The organism is Mesorhizobium sp. NZP2298 (assembly GCF_013170825.1).
Taxonomy (GTDB): Bacteria; Pseudomonadota; Alphaproteobacteria; order Rhizobiales; family Rhizobiaceae; genus Mesorhizobium.
The window spans coordinates 6,503,920-6,521,489 of sequence record NZ_CP033365.1 but is presented as its reverse complement, the minus strand read 5'-3'; the positions used below and the strand labels follow the sequence as shown (position 1 = coordinate 6,521,489).

General features: G+C 63.1%; 14 protein-coding genes. 5 read left to right on the top strand and 9 right to left on the bottom strand.

The features are described 5' to 3' along the window. Positions 1-113: 113 nt before the first annotated feature. Together EB231_RS31070 and EB231_RS31065 are read left to right on the top strand one after the other, a co-directional pair. Entirely contained in the window at positions 114-1,496 is a 1,383-nt protein-coding gene (locus EB231_RS31070; RefSeq protein ID WP_172352211.1) for a tetratricopeptide repeat protein, read from the top strand. A gap of 86 nt (positions 1,497-1,582) precedes the next feature. Then, a complete protein-coding gene (locus tag EB231_RS31065) occupies positions 1,583-3,250 on the top strand; it encodes a vWA domain-containing protein (RefSeq protein WP_172352210.1) in 1,668 nt (555 codons plus the stop codon). 60 nt (positions 3,251-3,310) lie between these two features. Here EB231_RS31065 and edd read toward each other — a convergent pair whose 3' ends face one another. The 3 genes from edd to zwf form a co-directional block, all read right to left on the bottom strand. After that, positions 3,311-5,134: a phosphogluconate dehydratase gene (edd, locus tag EB231_RS31060; protein WP_172352209.1), complete on the bottom strand. Its 1,824-nt coding sequence runs from the start codon at positions 5,132-5,134 to the stop codon at positions 3,311-3,313. Positions 5,135-5,204: 70 nt separating this feature from the next. Next, positions 5,205-5,921 carry a 6-phosphogluconolactonase gene (gene pgl, locus EB231_RS31055; RefSeq protein ID WP_172352208.1) on the bottom strand — a complete coding sequence of 239 codons (717 nt, stop codon included), beginning with the start codon at positions 5,919-5,921 and terminating at the stop codon, positions 5,205-5,207. Then, a complete protein-coding gene (gene zwf, locus EB231_RS31050) occupies positions 5,903-7,372 on the bottom strand; it encodes a glucose-6-phosphate dehydrogenase (protein ID WP_172352207.1) in 1,470 nt (489 codons plus the stop codon). The genes pgl and zwf overlap by 19 nt, the downstream gene beginning before the upstream one ends. Before the next feature lie 308 nt (positions 7,373-7,680). Between zwf and EB231_RS31045 the strand changes: the two genes are divergently transcribed. Beyond that, positions 7,681-8,427: an SDR family oxidoreductase gene (locus EB231_RS31045; protein ID WP_172353103.1), complete on the top strand. Its 747-nt coding sequence runs from the start codon at positions 7,681-7,683 to the stop codon at positions 8,425-8,427. Positions 8,428-8,615: 188 nt separating this feature from the next. Here EB231_RS31045 and EB231_RS31040 read toward each other — a convergent pair whose 3' ends face one another. The 3 genes from EB231_RS31040 to EB231_RS31030 form a co-directional block, all read right to left on the bottom strand. Beyond that, the gene (locus EB231_RS31040; protein ID WP_246740788.1) at positions 8,616-9,422 is read right to left on the bottom strand and encodes an SH3 domain-containing protein; all 807 of its coding nucleotides are present in this window, start codon (positions 9,420-9,422) and stop codon (positions 8,616-8,618) included. Between the two features lie 427 nt (positions 9,423-9,849). Beyond that, positions 9,850-11,136 carry an NAD(P)/FAD-dependent oxidoreductase gene (locus tag EB231_RS31035; protein ID WP_172352205.1) on the bottom strand — a complete coding sequence of 429 codons (1,287 nt, stop codon included), beginning with the start codon at positions 11,134-11,136 and terminating at the stop codon, positions 9,850-9,852. A gap of 93 nt (positions 11,137-11,229) precedes the next feature. After that, on the bottom strand, positions 11,230-12,666 hold the full coding sequence (locus EB231_RS31030; protein ID WP_172352204.1) for a glutamine synthetase family protein: 1,437 nt from the start codon (positions 12,664-12,666) through the stop codon (positions 11,230-11,232). 147 nt (positions 12,667-12,813) lie between these two features. Between EB231_RS31030 and EB231_RS31025 the strand changes: the two genes are divergently transcribed. Next, on the top strand, positions 12,814-13,530 hold the full coding sequence (locus tag EB231_RS31025; RefSeq protein ID WP_172352203.1) for an HAD family hydrolase: 717 nt from the start codon (positions 12,814-12,816) through the stop codon (positions 13,528-13,530). An 11-nt stretch (positions 13,531-13,541) separates the two neighbouring features. On the opposite strand, the gene EB231_RS31020 is transcribed toward EB231_RS31025, so the two are convergent. The 3 genes from EB231_RS31020 to aceA form a co-directional block, all read right to left on the bottom strand. Continuing rightward, entirely contained in the window at positions 13,542-13,985 is a 444-nt protein-coding gene (locus tag EB231_RS31020; RefSeq protein WP_172352202.1) for a response regulator, read from the bottom strand. A 241-nt stretch (positions 13,986-14,226) separates the two neighbouring features. Then, a complete protein-coding gene (locus tag EB231_RS31015; protein WP_006202762.1) occupies positions 14,227-14,469 on the bottom strand; it encodes an SMc00767 family acetate metabolism repressor in 243 nt (80 codons plus the stop codon). Between the two features lie 57 nt (positions 14,470-14,526). Continuing rightward, positions 14,527-15,816: an isocitrate lyase gene (gene aceA, locus EB231_RS31010; protein WP_172352201.1), complete on the bottom strand. Its 1,290-nt coding sequence runs from the start codon at positions 15,814-15,816 to the stop codon at positions 14,527-14,529. 228 nt (positions 15,817-16,044) lie between these two features. On the opposite strand from aceA, the gene EB231_RS31005 reads away from it, so the two are divergent. Continuing rightward, positions 16,045-17,493 (top strand): helix-turn-helix domain-containing protein, encoded by a 1,449-nt coding sequence (locus EB231_RS31005; protein WP_172352200.1) that lies wholly within the window; start codon positions 16,045-16,047, stop codon positions 17,491-17,493. The last annotated feature ends 77 nt before the right edge of the window (positions 17,494-17,570 follow it).

Here is a 17,570-nt window from a genome sequence, read left to right as displayed (position 1 = left end):
CGTCGGTCGGCATCGAAGCGCTGATGTCGACGGCGATGATAGCTCGCCCTGGTGTTGGAGGGCATCAGGCGAAAGCGGGCAAATACGGGCGTTAGGGGACAATGGGGCTGGTCTTGGCAAACAAGCGCGATCGTCGCCTTCGCGATTGGAAGGAAATCGCCGCGTTCTTCGGACGAGACGAACGCACGGTGCGGCGTTGGGAGCGACAGCGCGGGCTGCCCGTGCACCGCATTTCGGGCGGCGCCAGGAGCCTGGTGTTTGCCTATACGGACGAGCTCGAGGCGTGGCTGCGTGGCGGTGAGCCGGTCGTATCCGACAACGTCGAGCCTCCGGGCGAGGAGCCGGTCTCGCCGCCCTTGGCTATGACTGCTCCAGGTGTTTCGGCCAGATTCTCGAAATGGCCCCAAATCTCGCTGCTGGCGCTCGGTGCGGTCGGATTGGTGTTGCTCGCGGTTGCCGGCACCCTCGCCATGCAACGTGCCGATGCGCCTCCGGCATGGACTATCTACCGGCCCGATTCCCGGGTCCAGGATCTCTACCTCGATGCCGTCTATCATCTCGGTACCCGCCAGGCGGACGGCTTCACCCATGCGATCCAGTTGCTGACCGAGGCGACGACGCTCGACCCGAACTATGCCGATGCCTATGTCAAGCTTGCCGAGGCCTACAACACGATCAGCCAGTTCACGCTGATGCCGCCGAACGAGGCCTATCCACGCGCCGTCGCCGCCGCCGAGCGGGCGATCGCGCTCGATCCCGACAATGCCGGTGCCTATGCCGCCCTTGCCTTCACCACCTTCTACTGGACAAAGGATTTTCCGAGATCGAGGGAATTGTTCGAACGCGCGATCCGGCTCGATCCGAACGCGGCCCAGACCCATCACTGGTACGCCTTGACCCTGATGGTGACAGGCGAGACCGCCGCGCCCTTGGCCGAGATAGGCAAGGCGCAGCAGTTGAATCCGGAATCCCGCGCCATCATAGCCAACAAGGCGCTCATCCTGTTTTATGCCGGTCGCGTCGACGACGCCGTGATGATCCTGCAGCAACTGGCCAAGGCCGAGCCGAATCTGCGCTCCGCGCCCGAATATCTGGCCACCATCTATCTCGATCAGGGCCGCTTCACCGATTTCCTGCGCGAATACCGGCGCGCCGCCGAGATCGCCAACAATGATGCCCGCCTGGCCATTGCCAATGCAGCCGAGAAGGGTTTGAGCGAAGCCGGCGGCGAGGGCCTGTTGTCGGCCATGTATGCCGAGCAGATACGCCAGTATGAAAGGAACCTGGAGCCCGCCTACAAAGTGGCCGGTACGGCGGCGATGCTCGGGCGTTATGACGAAGCGATCCGCTACCTCGAAGAGGCGATGCGGCGCAAGGAGGACGATATGCTGGGCATCCGCATAGAGCCTCCCTTCAAGGGATTGCGGTCCGATGCCCGATACCGCGCCATCGTCGAACATGAAGGCTTCAGGCCAGCTCCACCGGTTGGCGCCTGAGCGAGATGGCCGCGTCCGGGCTTGTGTCGCGACGCGCGCTCAAATAGTTTTGGGCCGCAGGCGGGGCGGCTACTCAGGAGATTTTGATGGTGGGACTTGCACGGAGCATCGCTGCGGCGATCCTCCTTTTGTCGATGACGACGTTCGGCTTTGCCGCGAACAAGGTCATCATCATTCTCGATGCTTCCGGGTCGATGTGGGCGCAGATCGATGGCAAGCCCAAGCTCGAAATCGCCAGGGAATCGCTAAGGACCGTGCTTCAATCCGTTCCCTCCGACGACGAGATCGGATTCATGGCCTATGGCCATCGCGAAAAAGGCAGCTGCGAGGATATCCAGCTGATCGTGCCGCCCCAGGCGGGCTCGGCAAGCGCCATCACGGATGCCGCGGACAGTTTGAAATTCCTCGGCAAGACGCTGCTGACGGCGGCCGTCAAGCAGGCGGCCGAAGCGCTGAAATACACCGAGGACAAGGCGACCGTCGTCCTCATCACCGACGGGCTGGAGACCTGCGGCGGCGACCCGTGTGCGCTTGGCAAGGAACTCGAGGCGTCCGGCGTCGACTTCACCGCCGACGTCGTCGGCTTCGGCCTGACCGCCGATGAAGGCAAGCAGATCGCCTGCCTTGCCGACAACACCGGCGGCAAGTACATCCAGGCCTCCGACGAGAAGGCGCTGCAGGAAGCGCTGGTCGAAACCGTCGCGGCTCCCGAACCAGCTCCCGCGCCGGCTCCAGCACCAGCCCCGGCTCCCGCGCCTGAACCGAAAGCAGCCGAGGTCGACTACAATCTGATCCCGACCGCGTTGCTGAAGGATGGCGGTCAGGCACCAAAGTCCGACGTCTACTTCGAAATCTTCAAGGATGATGCCAAGGGGAGCGGCGGCGACCATGTCGACTCCGGCTACAACGTCGTCAAGTTCCATCTTGCTGCCGGCAACTACATCGTCGTCGTCACTAGCGGCGCCGCCAAGGCCGAGCAGAAGGTCTCGCTGACAGCCGACAAGGCGACGGAGGTGGCGCTTAACCTGAATGCCGCGGAGATCTCCATCCATGCGCGGCCGGCCCCTGGGGCCGATGTCGACCGCAATGCGCAGATCAGCATCGCCTATCCCGGCGGCACGTCGGACAGCAATTACGGCGAGGTCAAGTACGTCGTTCCGGCCGGCGAGACCAAGGTCACGGTGAAGCTGGGAGCCGGCGAGGCGAGCGAGACCATGCAACTCGTCGCCGGCCAGGTCGTCGACAAGGATATCATCGTCGGTGTCGGCAAGGCCAAGGCTAACGCTTTCTACACGCAGGGCGGCGAAAAGGCCGAAACCGATGTGGGTTGGAAGGTTTACAAGGCGGCCAAGAAGCTCGACGGCACCCGCGATCAGGTGACCTACGCCTACGGCCCCGATAGCCAGTTCGACCTGCCCCCGGGCGACTATGTGATGGGCGTCGATGTGCAGGCCGTGTCCACGGAACAGCCCTTCAGCGTGACGGTCGGGCAGATGACCGACGTCAACGTGACGCTGAACGCGGGCGTCCTCGCCGTCGACGCGCCCGGCGCGGATGGCTTCAAGATCTTTGAGGCCAAGAAGAACATCCAGGGCGAGCGCAAGCAGGTGACCTATGCCTATGGAGAGAAGATGCAGACCACGCTGGCGGCGGGCGACTACGTGCTCGTAACCAATTTCACCACCGACAAGGCCGACAAGGAGACGCCCTTTACGGTCAAGGCCGGCGAGCGCAGTGAGCTCAAAGTCGAATAGCATCCGGCAGGACAAGAAAAAGGCGGCTCAAGGCCGCCTTTTTTTTGGGCATGAGAGAGCTCAAGCCGTTCCGAAGGCGCTGGCGCCGTGGTCAGCACGGCCCACCAACTGGCGGAAGCCGGCGAAAAGCTCGCGGCCAAAGCCGAACTCGTTGCCGATGAGATCGGCTTCGGCGGTACGGCGCAGCGCGAACTCGGTCCCTGGCACCAGCACTTCGAGCGTGCCGGCGTCGGCGTCCAGCCGGATGATGTCGCCGTCATGGAGCCTGGCGATCGGCCCGTCCTCGACCGCTTCCGGTGTCACATGGATCGCCGCCGGCACCTTGCCGGAGGCGCCCGACATGCGCCCGTCGGTGACCAGTGCGACGCGCTGGCCGCGATCCTGCAGGATGCCGAGCACGGTGGTCAATTTGTGCAGTTCCGGCATGCCATTGGCCTTCGGCCCCTGGAAGCGGATGACGGCGATGAAATCGCCGGTGAGTGTACCGGCCTTGAACGCATCGTTCAGGCCCTGCTGGCTGTCGAACACCTTGGCCGGCGCCTCGATGATACGTCGTTCCGGCTTGACGGCGGAAGTCTTGATGACGGCGTGACCGAGATTGCCAGCCAGCACCTTCAGGCCGCCGGTCGGCTGGAAGGCCTTGCTGAACGGCGCCAGCACCTTTTCGTCGCCGCTGGCACGCGGCGAAGCCTCACGCACCACGGAGCCATCGGCGCCGAGCTTTGCCTCGACCGCGTAGGGCCGCAGGCCTTCGCCCCACACCGTCTGCACATCCTCGTGCAAGACGCCCTCGTCGAGCAGTTCGCGGATCAGGAAGCCGAGCCCGCCTGCGGCGTGGAAATGGTTCACGTCTGCAAGGCCGTTGGGGTAGACGCGCGCCAAGAGCGGCACTGCTTCCGAGAGGTCGGAAATGTCCTGCCAGGTCAGGGCGATGCCAGCTGCAGCCGCCATCGCGATCAGGTGGATGGTGTGGTTGGTCGAGCCGCCGGTTGCGTGCAGGCCGACGACGCCGTTGACGATCGAGCGTTCGTCGATCATCCGTCCGACCGGCGTATAGGCATTGCCGAGCGCGGTGATCGCCAATGCCCGCTTCGTAGCCTCGCGGGTCAGGGCCTCGCGCAATGGGGTGCCGGGATTGACGAAGGAGGCGCCCGGCGTGTGCAGGCCCATGATCTCCATCAGCATCTGGTTGGAGTTGGCCGTGCCGTAAAAGGTGCAGGTGCCCGGCCCATGGTAGGATTTGGACTCGGCTTCCAGAAGTTCGGCGCGTCCCGCCTTGCCCTCGGCATAAAGCTGGCGAACCTTGGCTTTCTCATCGTTGGGCAGGCCGGTTGTCATCGGCCCGGCCGGGATGAACACCGCCGGCAGATGGCCGAAGGTCAATGCCGCGATCACCAGGCCCGGCACGATCTTGTCGCAGACGCCGAGAAAGACCGCGGCGTCGAACATGTTGTGCGACAGGCCGACCGCCGCGGCCATGGCGATCACGTCGCGTGAAAATAGCGACAGCTCCATGCCGGGCTGGCCTTGTGTCACACCATCGCACATCGCCGGCACGCCACCGGCCACCTGGGCGATGCCGCCGGCCTCGCGCGCTGCCTGCTTGATCAGGGCAGGGAAGGTCTCGAAAGGCTGATGCGCTGAAAGCATGTCATTGTAGGAGGTGATGATGCCGAGATTGGGCACCTTGTCGGCACCGAGCGCCAGCTTTTCCGAAGGACTGCAAACCGCGAAGCCGTGGGCGAGGTTGCCGCAGGACAGCACCGAGCGGTTGGCGGTCTGGTTCGACGCTTCGGCGATACGGCCGAGATAGCGCTCGCGGCCCGGTCTGGAGCGCTGGCGGATCCGCTCGGTGATGGCTTCGATGTCGCGTCTTGCGGTCATGGCGGTCGGTCCTTTCAGGCGAGGTCCCGGAAACATCCTCCCGCCGTTGCCGGGACCACTAAATGTAAAATCAGGGCGCCCAGAAAACCTCTACGGGCCTGGGTGCGGCATCGAGCACGGCTCGGATCGGCTTTCGTGGTCCGGGCGAGACCGCGCCGTCGAAGGCAGTGCGCTTGTCCTCGCCCTCAATGTGCAGCGCGATGAAGCCGGCATCGATGATGCGCGCGAGCGTCAGCGTCAGCCGCGGTTCGCCCGCACTGGCCGCATGAACCGGCAGGATGATCCTGTCCGAGGCCGGGTCGAGCAGCCTTGCCAGATCGTCGGCATCGGGAAAGAACGAGGCGGTGTGGCCGTCCGGCCCCATGCCGAGCACCACGACATCGAGCGGCCAGGGCAGGGATCGCAGTGCCGCATCGTCGGATGCGGCAGCATCCTCGATACCTGATGCCTCATGGTAGAGCGGCACGAAGCGTGCTGCCTTGGCCGCGTTCTGCAACAGATTGGCGGCCACCAGCCCGGCATTGGAGCGCGGCGAGGAGGCCGGCACGAAACGCTCGTCGACGAGCGTCACGATCACCTTGTCCCAGGCGATCGGCGCCACCGAAAGCGCGGCAAAGAACTTTGCCGGCGTCGTACCGCCGGAGACCGCCAGCACTGCCGTGCCGCGTTCGGCGATCGCCCTGGTCAGGCGATCGGCAACGCGGCCGGCCAGCGCCGCGGCCAGTTGCGGCCGGTCGGGGAAAGCGTTCCAGTTGTAGCTGGCGCTGGTCAATTGCTCTCGTGCCATGTCCGCCCGTCACGTTCGATCAGCGCTATCGAGGCCGATGGCCCCCATGTCCCTGCCGTATAGCCCTGCGCCTCCTGCTTGGCACCCTCCCAGGCATTCTGGATCGGGTCGATCCACTTCCATGCCGCCTCGACTTCGTCACGGCGCATGAACAGCGTCTGGTTGCCGCGGATGACATCCATGATCAGCCGTTCATAGGCATCGGGCGCACGGCCATCGAAGGATTGCGCGAAGCTCATGTCGAGCGAGATCTGGCGCAGCCGCATGCCGCCCGGGCCTGGATCCTTGATCATGATGAACTGCTTGACGCCTTCATCGGGCTGCAGCCGGATGACCAGCTGGTTGGCGAAGATCGGCCCGGCGCTGTCGCCGAAGATCGAATGCGGGATCGGCTTGAACTCGATGACGATCTCCGAAACCCGGGTCGCCAGCCGCTTGCCGGTCCTGAGGTAGAACGGAACGCCCGCCCAGCGCCAGGTGCCGATCTCGGCCTTGATGGCGACGAAGGTCTCGGTGTTGCTGTCCTTGCCGAGCTCCTCGACATAGCCTTTCACCGGTCCGCCGGCAGAGGCACCGGCGCGGTACTGGCCGCGCACCGTGTGTTTCGGCGCCTCGTTGCCGTTGATGCGCTTCAGCGCGCGCAGCACCTTCAGCTTCTCGTCGCGCACGGCGTCCGCGTCCATCGACGACGGCGCCTCCATGGCGACGAGGCAGAGCAACTGCAGCATGTGGTTCTGCACCATGTCGCGCAGCGCGCCGGCCTTGTCGTAGTAGGTGACGCGGTCTTCCAGGCCGACTGTCTCGGCGACGGTGATCTGCACATGGTCGATATGGGCGGAGTTCCACAGCGGCTCGTAGAGCGCGTTGGCGAAGCGCAATGCCATCAGGTTCTGCACCGTCTCCTTGCCGAGATAGTGGTCGATGCGGAAGATCTGGCTTTCGTGGAAGTCGTCGCCGACCAAATCGTTGAGCGCCTGCGCCGAGGCAAGGTCGCGGCCGATCGGCTTCTCCAGGACGATGCGTGAATTCGGCGTGATCAGCTTGTGCTCTTTGAGCTTGTGCGAGATATCGCCGAACAGCGCCGGCGCAACGGCGAGATAAAAGGCGCGGATGCTGCCGCTCTCGCCGATCGCCTTTTTCAGTTTGTCGAAGCCCGCACCGCTCGTCGCATCGGCCGAGACGTAGGAAAGCCGCGCCAGGAAGGTCTTCAGCTCCTTGGCGTCAATATCTGCCGGCTTGACGTGATCGGAGATCGCCTGGCTGGCGAAAGCCCGGAATTCCTCGTCGCTCATTTTCGAGCGCGAGGTGCCGATGATGCGCGTCGGCTCGGAGAATTGATGGTCACGCTGGCGGTAGTAGAGCGACGGCAGCAGCTTGCGTTCCGACAGGTCGCCGGTGCCGCCGAAAATGATGAAGTCGAAAGGGTCGACGGGAATGATCTGGCTGGTCATGGTCTGTCCGCTTTGACGCCGGTCGCGAGTACGCGGCTGATATATTCTAATCGATTTAAATTTTCCAGTGCCATGGTGTCACATCAAGGACCAATCGCAGGATATTGATTGGGTCCATATGTGCGGTTGACACTGGCGCTTGCCGGAGGCTTGTCGGTGGACGAAGACCCCGGAAGCTTTCGCAGTTGCAGCATAGAACGTGAATGTGACGAAAGCTAAGGGAGAAATGGGGCGCCGTCTGTTGCCGAGTGGGCCATGGCGGTCGGCCGCCTATTAATTCCGGGAAGACATCAATGAGCGGAAAAAGCATGCGTCTGGAAAACAAGGTTGCCGTCGTCACCGGCGCGGCATCGGGATTTGGCGAAGGCATGGCCAAGCGCTTCGCGCAAGAGGGTGCCAGGGTGGTTGTCGCCGATCTCAATGCCAGGGGCGCGGAGCGCGTCGCCAATGAAATCGGCGAGGCGGCGATCTGGACGCAGACCGACGTTTCGCTGCGCTCCGAATTCGACGAGATGGTCTATGCCGCAAAAAGCGCCTTCGGCCGCATCGACATCATGGTCAACAATGCCGGTTACACCCATCGCAGCGGCGACATGCTCAAGGTCGACGAGGAGACTTTCGACCTGATCACCGCTGTCAATATGAAGGCGATCTATCACGCGGCCCTTGCCGTGGTGCCGATCATGGACCGGCAAGGCGGTGGCGTCATCCTGACCACGGCCTCCACCGCGGGCCTGCGGCCGCGGCCCGGCCTCACCTGGTACAATGCCTCGAAAGGCTGGGCGATCACCGCCACCAAATCGATGGCGGTGGAGCTGGCTCCCAAGAACATCCGCGTCAACTGCCTCTGCCCCGTCGCCGGCGAGACCGGCATGCTGGAGAAATTCATGGGCGCCGACACCCCCGAGATCCGCGAGAAATTCCGTGCCTCGATCCCGCTCGGCCGGCTTTCGACCCCGCTCGATATCGCCAATGCCGCGCTCTGGCTGGCATCGGATGAAGCCGCCTTCATCACCGGCGTGGCGCTGGAGGTCGATGGCGGCCGCTGCATCTGATGCAACGCAAATCGGCGCGTCGCCTGCGGCGTTTCCGGCTGCTCTTCAGCCGATGAGCCTGTATCGATCAGGCCGCGGAAAAATCCGTAACGACCTGAGACGTCGAGCGCGGCGCCATCGGACCCTGCAGGCTCACAAATAGCACGGCAGCAGGCGTCGCTTTGGGTGGTCGCTTGGCGGTTTAAGCCTCACGCGCCGGGTTTGATGTAGCTCTTGTAGACCCAGCCGTGCTTGCCGTTGTAGACGATCTCGCACCACTGCTTGCAGCCCATCAATTGCACTGAAGTCCGGGCGGGCACGGTGCCGATGGGGGTAGCCCCCTTCTTCGGAGCATTGCGCATGGTCACAGCCCGCAGGACGCGGCCGGTGCCTGCCGCCGCCACTTTTCGCGGCTTCGCTTTGGCCGCGCCATCGTCGCCTTGTGCATTTGCGGGTTTTTGTTCCGGCACTTGCGGCTGCGTCTCGGGGATGGCAGCGGTCTGCGCGTCATCGGGTTTGCTGCCATTCGCAGACGGCCCTGGCGTGGCAACCTTGGCAAGTTCGTTGACGGCATCGGTACTGGTTGACGGCTGCGCGAACGCCACTGCCTTGCCCGCCGCCGGCTCAGCCTGATTGGCCGTTTGATTGGGGGCAGTGGAGTCGGAAGCGGGCTCCGGCTGCGCCTCGGTCCAGCGGGGATCGTTGGCCGCAAGCGCCTGTATGCTTGCCTTCGCTGGCGCCACGGTCGATGAAACCTGGTCGGGCTTGCGGGCAGGCACGACCGCCGCGGCCACCGTGGTTCCTGCGGGGACGATCTTCGTCGTCTTCACCGGAATGGCCGGAATGCTTCGTTCCGGGCTGGCGGCTGCCTGCCGCTCGCTCGTCGGCAATGCCAGCCAGAGCGCCACCGCGGCGACACCAAGCAGCGCGGCGGTGCCGACCGCGGCAATCACCAGATGCGAGTTCGAACGGACTTCCTGCCAGAAGGACGGCCGCATGTCGTATCCAAACTGCATGGCAAAGCGCCGACGTTCCGGCGTACCGAAACTGAAGGGCTCTCTCACTCTCGCCACCTCCATAAGCGGGCCAATGTTCTTTCGATCGGTGCCGGAAGTCCGGCGTCTGATCGGCATCGGTCCCTAATCAACACGGGCAAGCCCGCAGCAATCCCCGAATAATCGCCCAGAAGCGGGAACCTTTCGCCCGCGATTGTGGCATCAGTACGCCATTATAGGGGATTCTGCGCCTTTGCCGGCATTTCCGCAATGTGCCGCTAGGGCAACAAATGTTACAATGAATATTACAATATTACATGAGATCGTGATGGCGATCCGATCCCGCCCGAGGGCGTCGCGCCGAAACGGATTCAGGCGACGCGCTTCAGGCCTTCTTTTTGTTGATGTTGATCTCCCAAACCCCGGAGCCAGTTTGGGGGGAGATGCACTAGATCCTGTCGCGAAGCGCGAACCAGTTGAGCGCCAGGAAAAGCAGGGGCGTACGGAAACGGCGGCCGCCCGGAAATGGCGGAATTTTCAGGTCCTCGATCAGCTTCAGCCGGTCGCGGTTGCCAGCAACGGTCTCGGCATAGAGTTTGCCGAAGAAGTTCGACAGCATGACGCCATGGCCGGAATAGCCGCCGGCCGAGATCACATTGGGCATCACTTCGCGCACGAACGGTTTCCTCGGCACCGTGATGCCGACATAGCCGCCCCAGCCATGGGTGATCTCGATATCCTTCAATGCCGGATAGAGTTCCACGATCTGACGGCGGATATGGATGTGGATGTCCTTGGGGTCGTTGACCCCATAGACTTCGCGTCCCCCGAACAACAGCCGTCCATCCCTCGACTTGCGGAAATAGCGCACGACAAACCGGGAATCGTCGACCGCTTCGCCGCCGGGCAGCACTTTCAAGTCCGCCCCCAAAGGCACGGTCGCACCGATGAAGGAACCGATCGGCATGATGTGCGCCGCACTCACCGGCTCGAGTGTGCCGCCATGCGCGTTGACCGCGATCAGGCACTTCTGCGCCGTCACGGTGCCTCTTGGCGTCGAAACCCTGACCTTGCCGCCGGTCGAAACGATGCCGGTCGATGGCGTCCCTTCGAACAGCTGCGCGCCCGCCTGCGCCGCCACCCGCGCCGTGCCGATCACCAGCTTCATGGGATGGATATGGCCGGTGCCGGTGTCGCGCGTGCCGCCGAAATAGGCGGTCGAGCCAAGCCGCTCCGCCGTCTCCCTGGCATCCATGAACGAGATGTGCGGGTAGGAGAAACGGCTGGCCATGATCTCCGCATGCGCCTTGTAGTCGTCGACATAGCGAGGCTTGTGCGCCACGGAGAGCTGGCCCGGCATATAATCGATATCGATCTGGTTGGCGGCGGCGAATTCGATGAGATGCGCCTTCGCCTCCTCGGCAAGATCGAACAAAGCTTTGGCACGGGACAAGCCGTACTCCGCTTCCAGGTCTTCGGCCCAGGCGCGCTGGCCGGTGCCGAGCTGCCCGCCATTACGCCCGGAAGCGCCGTCGCCGAAGCGATACGCCTCGATCAGAACGACGTTGGTTCCAGCCTTGGCTAGATGTGTCGCCGCCGACAGCCCGGTAAAGCCGCCGCCGATGACGACCACGTCGCAGGTCCGGTCGCCGTCAAGCGCAGGATACTCCGGCCGCGGGCCAACCGTGTCTTCGTACCAAGACCGGCCAGGGGAAATTGGGGATTGGTAGGGCATGATGAGGCGAAGACTCGGGAGATTTGGAGGGGGTAGAGGAGCGAGTAGCGAATAGGGAAGAACCGATATTGTTTCTATTCGCTATTCGCTTCTTCAAACGTTGAGCAGAAGGTACTCCCGCTCCCACGGACTGATCACTTCCATGAACGTCTCGAATTCCGCCCGCTTGATCGCCGCGTAGGTCGCGGCGAAGGATTTGCCCAGCAGCGCGCAGAGTTCCTCGTCGCCCTCGAACAGGTCGACAGCTTCGAGCAGGCTGCGCGGCAGGTCTATCTCGTGCGCATTGGCGGTCGTCAGCACCGGAGGCTCGGCCTTGATCTTCCTGGTGATGCCGATCAGCCCGCAAGCGAGCGAAGCCGCCAGCGCCAGGTAAGGATTGGCATCGGAGGACGGGATGCGGTTTTCGACACGCCGCGCCGCAGGATCCGAACGCGGCACGCGGAACGCCGTGGTGCGGTTGTCATAGCCCCATTTGTTGTTGACTGGAGCCGAGGCCGCCTGTGTCAGCCGACGGTAGGAATTGACATAGGGCGCGAACATCACCAGCGCGTTCGGCACGTGCTTTTGCATGCCGCCGATGAAATGGAAGAACTCCTGGGTTTCCGAGCCGTCCTCGGCCGAAAAGATGTTCCTGCCTGTCTTCTTGTCGACGATCGACTGATGGATATGCATGGCCGAACCCGGTTGGCCCTGGATCGGCTTGGCCATGAAGGTCGCATAGATTTCATGCTTGAGCGCGGCTTCGCGAATGGTGCGCTTGAACATGAACACCTGGTCGGCGAGCTCGATCGGGTCGCCGTGGCGCAGATTGATCTCGAGCTGGCCCGCGCCCTCTTCATGAATGAGCGTGTCGATCTCCAGGCCCTGGCTTTCGGAGAAATGGTAGATGTCGTCGATCAGTTCGTCGAACTCGTTGACGCCGGCGATCGAATAGCCGGCGCCGCCGCCGATTGCGCGCCCCGAGCGGCCGACGGGCGGGGTGAGCGGATAGTCCGGGTCCGGATTCTTGCGCACCAGGTAGAATTCGATCTCGGGCGCCACCACCGGCCTCAGCCCAAGCTTGTCGTAGGCTGCAAGCACGCGCTTCAACACATTGCGCGGCGTGAATTCGACCGAGCGGCCATCCTGGTGGACGAGGTCGCAGATGACGGCCGCCGTTGGGTCTTCTTCCCACGGCACCACCGTCAGTGTCGAAAGATCCGGCATCAATTTGAGATCGCCGTCATCCTCGGGATAGTGGAAGCCGTTGCCATCTTCGGGATAGCCGCCGGAAATCGTCGTCATGAAGACGGCCGAAGGCAGCGCCAGCGAGGTGTTGGAGGTGAATTTCTTCGACGGCATCATCTTGCCGCGTGCCACGCCTGCCTGATCAGGCGTGATGCATTCGATATCCTCGATGCCGCGCCATTCCAGCCATTCGCTGACTTCCTTCCAGTTCTTCACACCACGCAGGTTTTTCACGAAGGCAGGCGTGCGAGCCCGTCCTCCGCGGCTCGACGGACGGACTTCCTTTTTTGCAGGCGGCATCATTCACCAGATTGGGTTGCGGATTTCGGAGTATAGCCGTGCCCCACTGTGGAAGGGAAGGGGAGCCGCTGCCGGCATTTGCCGCCGCGGTTGAAAATCGCGCCCGGCTCGGCTTAGGCTCGGCCTGTCCCTGAACTCAAGAGCTCGACGATGCGAACCAGTAGCGAAGTGACCACGATAGGCTTCGACGCCGACGACACGCTTTGGCAGAACGAACAGTTCTTCCGCATGACGGAGAAGCGCTTCGCCGCCATGCTTGCCGACCATGGCGAGGAGAAACAGATCTCGGCTCGGTTGCTCGACGCCGAACGGCGCAACCTTGCCGTCTATGGCTTCGGCATCAAGGGATTTACGCTGTCGATGATCGAGACAGCGATCGAGGTAACCGACGGACGGGTCCCGGCTTCGGTCATAGCGCAGATCCTAGATGCCGGCCGCGAGATGCTGAGCCACCCGATCGAAGTCTTGCCATATGTGCGTGAGACGGTGGAGAAGCTCGCCGGCGCATACCGCCTCGTCATGATCACCAAGGGCGATCTCTTCGACCAGGAGCGCAAGCTGGCTGGCTCCGGCCTCGGCGACCTGTTCGATGCGGTCGAGATCGTCAGCGACAAGAATGCCGCCACCTATGCCCGCCTCTTCAGCCGCCACGGCGACGGTCCGGCAAAGAGCATGATGGTCGGCAATTCGCTGAAGTCGGACGTGGTGCCGGCCATCGAGGCCGGCGGCTGGGGTGTCCATGTGCCGCACGAACTGACCTGGGTGCTCGAGCATGTCGAGGCGCCGGTCGCCGCCCCGCGTTTCCGCCAGATATCCGACCTTGGGCAATTGCCCGAACTGATACAGAACATCACGAAGCGAGATTGATCGCGCTTTGGCTAGCGGCTGATCAGGCGCTCGATCACCGGTTGCAGCCGCTCGGGCGTGATCGGCTTCGCGACCACGACGTCAATCACGCTCGGCAGGCCCAAGCTTTCTGGCGTGCCGTTCTTGGTTGAAAGCAGGATGACGGGAGGAAGCGATTTGCCCGAGCCCCGACGCAACGTTTCAATGCCGGACATCAGATTATCGCAGTCCTTGTTGTCCGCGCCGCCGTCCAGGACAATCACGCTTGGCACAAGTGTTCGCAATGTCTTCACCGCCATGTCAGGCGATTCCGAGATTGGCCGGAGCCCGGATCGCTCGACGATCTTCGACACCACCACACGATTGATCGGCGATTTCCCGACAACAAGCACTTGCGAGGGACTGCGGATCGTTTCGGCGCTTGAACCCTGGGTCACCAGATTCGGATGTTTCGCGGTCTCGCCCTTGCTACTCACTGGGCACCCAAGTCGGCCAAAAAGCTCGCCCCTATTTCAATGCAGAGTTGAAATCTGGGTGACAATTGGCGTGAGATCGCATCCCATGTCAAGTTGAAATAAAGGACCTTGGAGACGCCTCCTCCAACAATGGAGTCAAGCAATAGTACTGTACTGTCCTGTCCATGGATTGGTTGCATAAAAATAAAATTCACCTGCGCATACGCTGCGCAGGTGAGAGGTCGGTTGCAACGATTGCCGGTCAGCCATGGCTCTGCTGTGTGACGATCACCGGGATCAGCAGATCGCCCCAATTGCCGTCGCCGCCATGGTGCCTGGCCGAGCGCACCAGCTCCACAGAGACGCCCGCCTCGACCGCCTTCATCACCGACTGGTTGAGTCTGTGCAGGTCGTTGGCGAGCATGCGGATCGTCGCCTGCTGGTCGACGCTCATCGTGGTCGATTGCTCTTCCGCCCGTTCCTTGACGCGGCTTATCGATGCCATTGGTCTTCTCCTGTTTCTGAAGCCCTGCTGGGCGTTTCCTCGGTGTTTTCTGAGCCGCTATTCGGCGGCCGGCTTGAATTGTGCGTGCTCGGTCGATTCATGCATGGCGGTGGTCGATGACTTGCCGCCGGTGATCGCCATCGACACGGCGTCGAAATAGCCGGTGCCGACCTCACGCTGGTGCTTCGTGGCGGTGTAGCCATTGGCCTCCGCGGCGAACTCGGCTTCCTGCAACTCGGAATAGGCCGCCATCTGCCGCGCCTTGTAGCCACGCGCCAGCTCGAACATGCCGTAGTTGAGCTGGTGGAAGCCGGCCAGCGTGATGAACTGGAACTTGTAGCCCATGGCGCCGAGTTCCTTCTGGAACTTCGCGATCGTCGCGTCGTCGAGATTCTTCTTCCAGTTGAACGAGGGCGAGCAATTGTAGGCGAGCAGCTTGCCCGGATGGTGCCTGCGCACGCCCTCGGCGAATTTCTTGGCCTGCGCCAGGTCCGGCTTGGAGGTTTCGCACCAGATCAGGTCCGCGTAGGGCGCATAAGCGACGGCCCGCGCGATACAGGGTTCGATGCCGTTCCTGACCTGGTAGAAGCCTTCCACCGTGCGCCCGGCATCGTAGTCGACGAAGGGTTGGTCACGCTCGTCGATGTCGGATGTCAGAAGCTTGGCGGCTTCCGCGTCGGTGCGCGCCACGACGAGAGTCGGCGTGCCCATCACGTCGGCCGCGAGCCGCGCGGCGTTGAGGTTGCGGATATGCGCGGCGGTCGGGATCAGCACCTTGCCGCCGAGATGGCCGCACTTCTTTTCCGACGCCAGCTGGTCCTCGTAATGGACGCCGGCGGCACCCGCCTCGATGAACGCCTTCATGATCTCGAAGGCGTTGAGCGGTCCGCCGAAGCCGGCTTCCGCGTCGGCGACGATCGGCGCGAACCAGGTCTCGACCGAAAGCCCATTGCCCTCGGAGGTCTCGATCTGGTCGGCGCGCTGCAGCGTACGGTTGATGCGCTTGACCAGTTCCGGCGCGGCATTGGCCGGATAAAGCGACTGGTCGGGATACATCGCCGAGGCGGTGTTGGCGTCTGCCGCGACCTGCCAGCCCGACAAATAGATCGCCTTCAGTCCGGCGCGCACCTGCTGCATCGCCTGGTTGCCGGACATGGCGCCGAGCGCGTTGACGAAATCCTCCTCGTGGATCAGCTTCCACAGCCGGTTGGCACCCATTTCGGCCAGGCTCTGGCGGATCTGCACCGAACCGCGCAGCCGCTTCACATCCTCCGGCGAATAGGGGCGTTCAATGCCGTCGAAGCGACCTTCCGGCGCCGAGGGAACGAGGTTGTAAAAATCAGTCATGGGTCACTCCGAAGAATTGCTGTACTTGTCCGCGCACCATTTTTTTTGGCGAGCTGCGATGTGACTGAATTTACATTGCAGCGCAAAATCAGCTAGAAAAATCAGCAATTACGGCAGAAGATAAGGGAAAACCTGTGTTGTGTTTGACAGGTAGTCGCTGTAAATTTGTCATGATTGTAAAACTGGCGAACGATGGAATGCGGTGTAAATTCCTGTCAAGGACAGTCGATGGCTGACCAGAAGATTTTCGCGGGGCCGCGCATTCGCCGCATCCGCAACGCCAAGGGCCTCACCCAGACGGCTATGGCCGAGGGGCTCGGCATCTCGCCGTCCTATCTCAACCTTATCGAGCGCAACCAGCGGCCGCTGACGGTGCAGTTGATTCTCAAGCTGGCCTCCGTCTACAAGGTCGACCCGCATGAGCTGCAGGGCGAGGCAAGAGGGTCGGTCGCGGCCTTGAAGGAGGTGTTCACCGATCCGCTGCTAGTCGGCGAATTGCCGGGAGATCAAGAGCTGATCGAACTTGCCGAGGCAGCGCCAAATGCGTCGGCCGCGGTGATAAAACTGTTCCGCGCCTATCGCGAGCAGGCCGAGCGGCTGTCCGACCTCAACGAGCTTCTGGCGCGCGAGGGACGGGCGACGGCGCTTTCGGGCGCCCGCCTGCCGATCGACGAGGTGCACGAGACCTTCGAGCGGCGGCCGAACCATTTTACTGCACTCGAGGAGGAGGCGGAGGCGTTCACCGCGGTGCTCGATCCCGGTGATGACCTGTTCGGTGCCCTGAAGGCCTGGCTGAAGCGAGAATACGGCATCGTCGTCAAGGTGTTGCCGGTCGCCACCATGCCGAACTGGCGCCGCCGCTACGATCGCCATTCGCAGCGCCTGTTCCTGTCGGAGCGGCTGTCGCCGTTCGACCAGTTGCGCGAAGTGGCGATGGAAGCTTGCCTGATCCGCATGACGGTCGCGGTCGCCGGTCAAATCCAGGCGCTCAAGCTGAGCACCGACGAAGCCCGTCGCCTTGCCCGCTTCGAACTCGGCCGCTATGCCGCGCATGCGCTGATGATGCCCTATCAGGCCTTTCATGCGGCCGCCGTCCGCGCGCGCTACGACATCGACGTCCTTCGCTCGCGCTTCGGCGTCTCCTTCGAGCAGGCGGCGAACCGGCTGACGATGCTGCAGCGGCAGGGCGCACTCGGCGTGCCGTTCTTCATGCTGGAGGTCGACAATGCGGGCAACCGCTTCCGCAGGGCCGGCAGCCAGGGCTTTCCGCACAGCCGCTTCGGCGGCGGCTGTCCGAAGCTGCCCGTGCACGTCGCCTTCACCCAGCCCGGCCAGGTTTTCGTCGAAGCTGTGGAAATGCCCGATGGCGCCGAGTTCCTGTGCCTCGCCCGCACGCTGGAGGGGCCGCAGGGCGCATTCTCGGAGCGTCCGCGCCGCACCGCGCTGCTGCTCGGTTGCGACATCGGCTTTCGCGACGACATCGTCTATGGCGCGGCGCTGCCCGGCGCGGCCGCCGCCGGAAAGTCGGGAACAGGCGCCGTCGTGGCGACGCCGGTCGGACCCGCCTGCCGGCTTTGCGAGCGCGTCGGCTGCCTGGCGCGTGCCGAACCGCCGGTGACACGCCCGCTCGGCCTCGACGAGATGGTGACGGGCCTGAGCGCCTTCGACTTCCAGTAACGCGGCAGCAAGGTGCCACAATCGTCGCCTGTGTCTGGATCACCCGCGGCTCAAGTCTTTGCGTTACGCGAACAGGG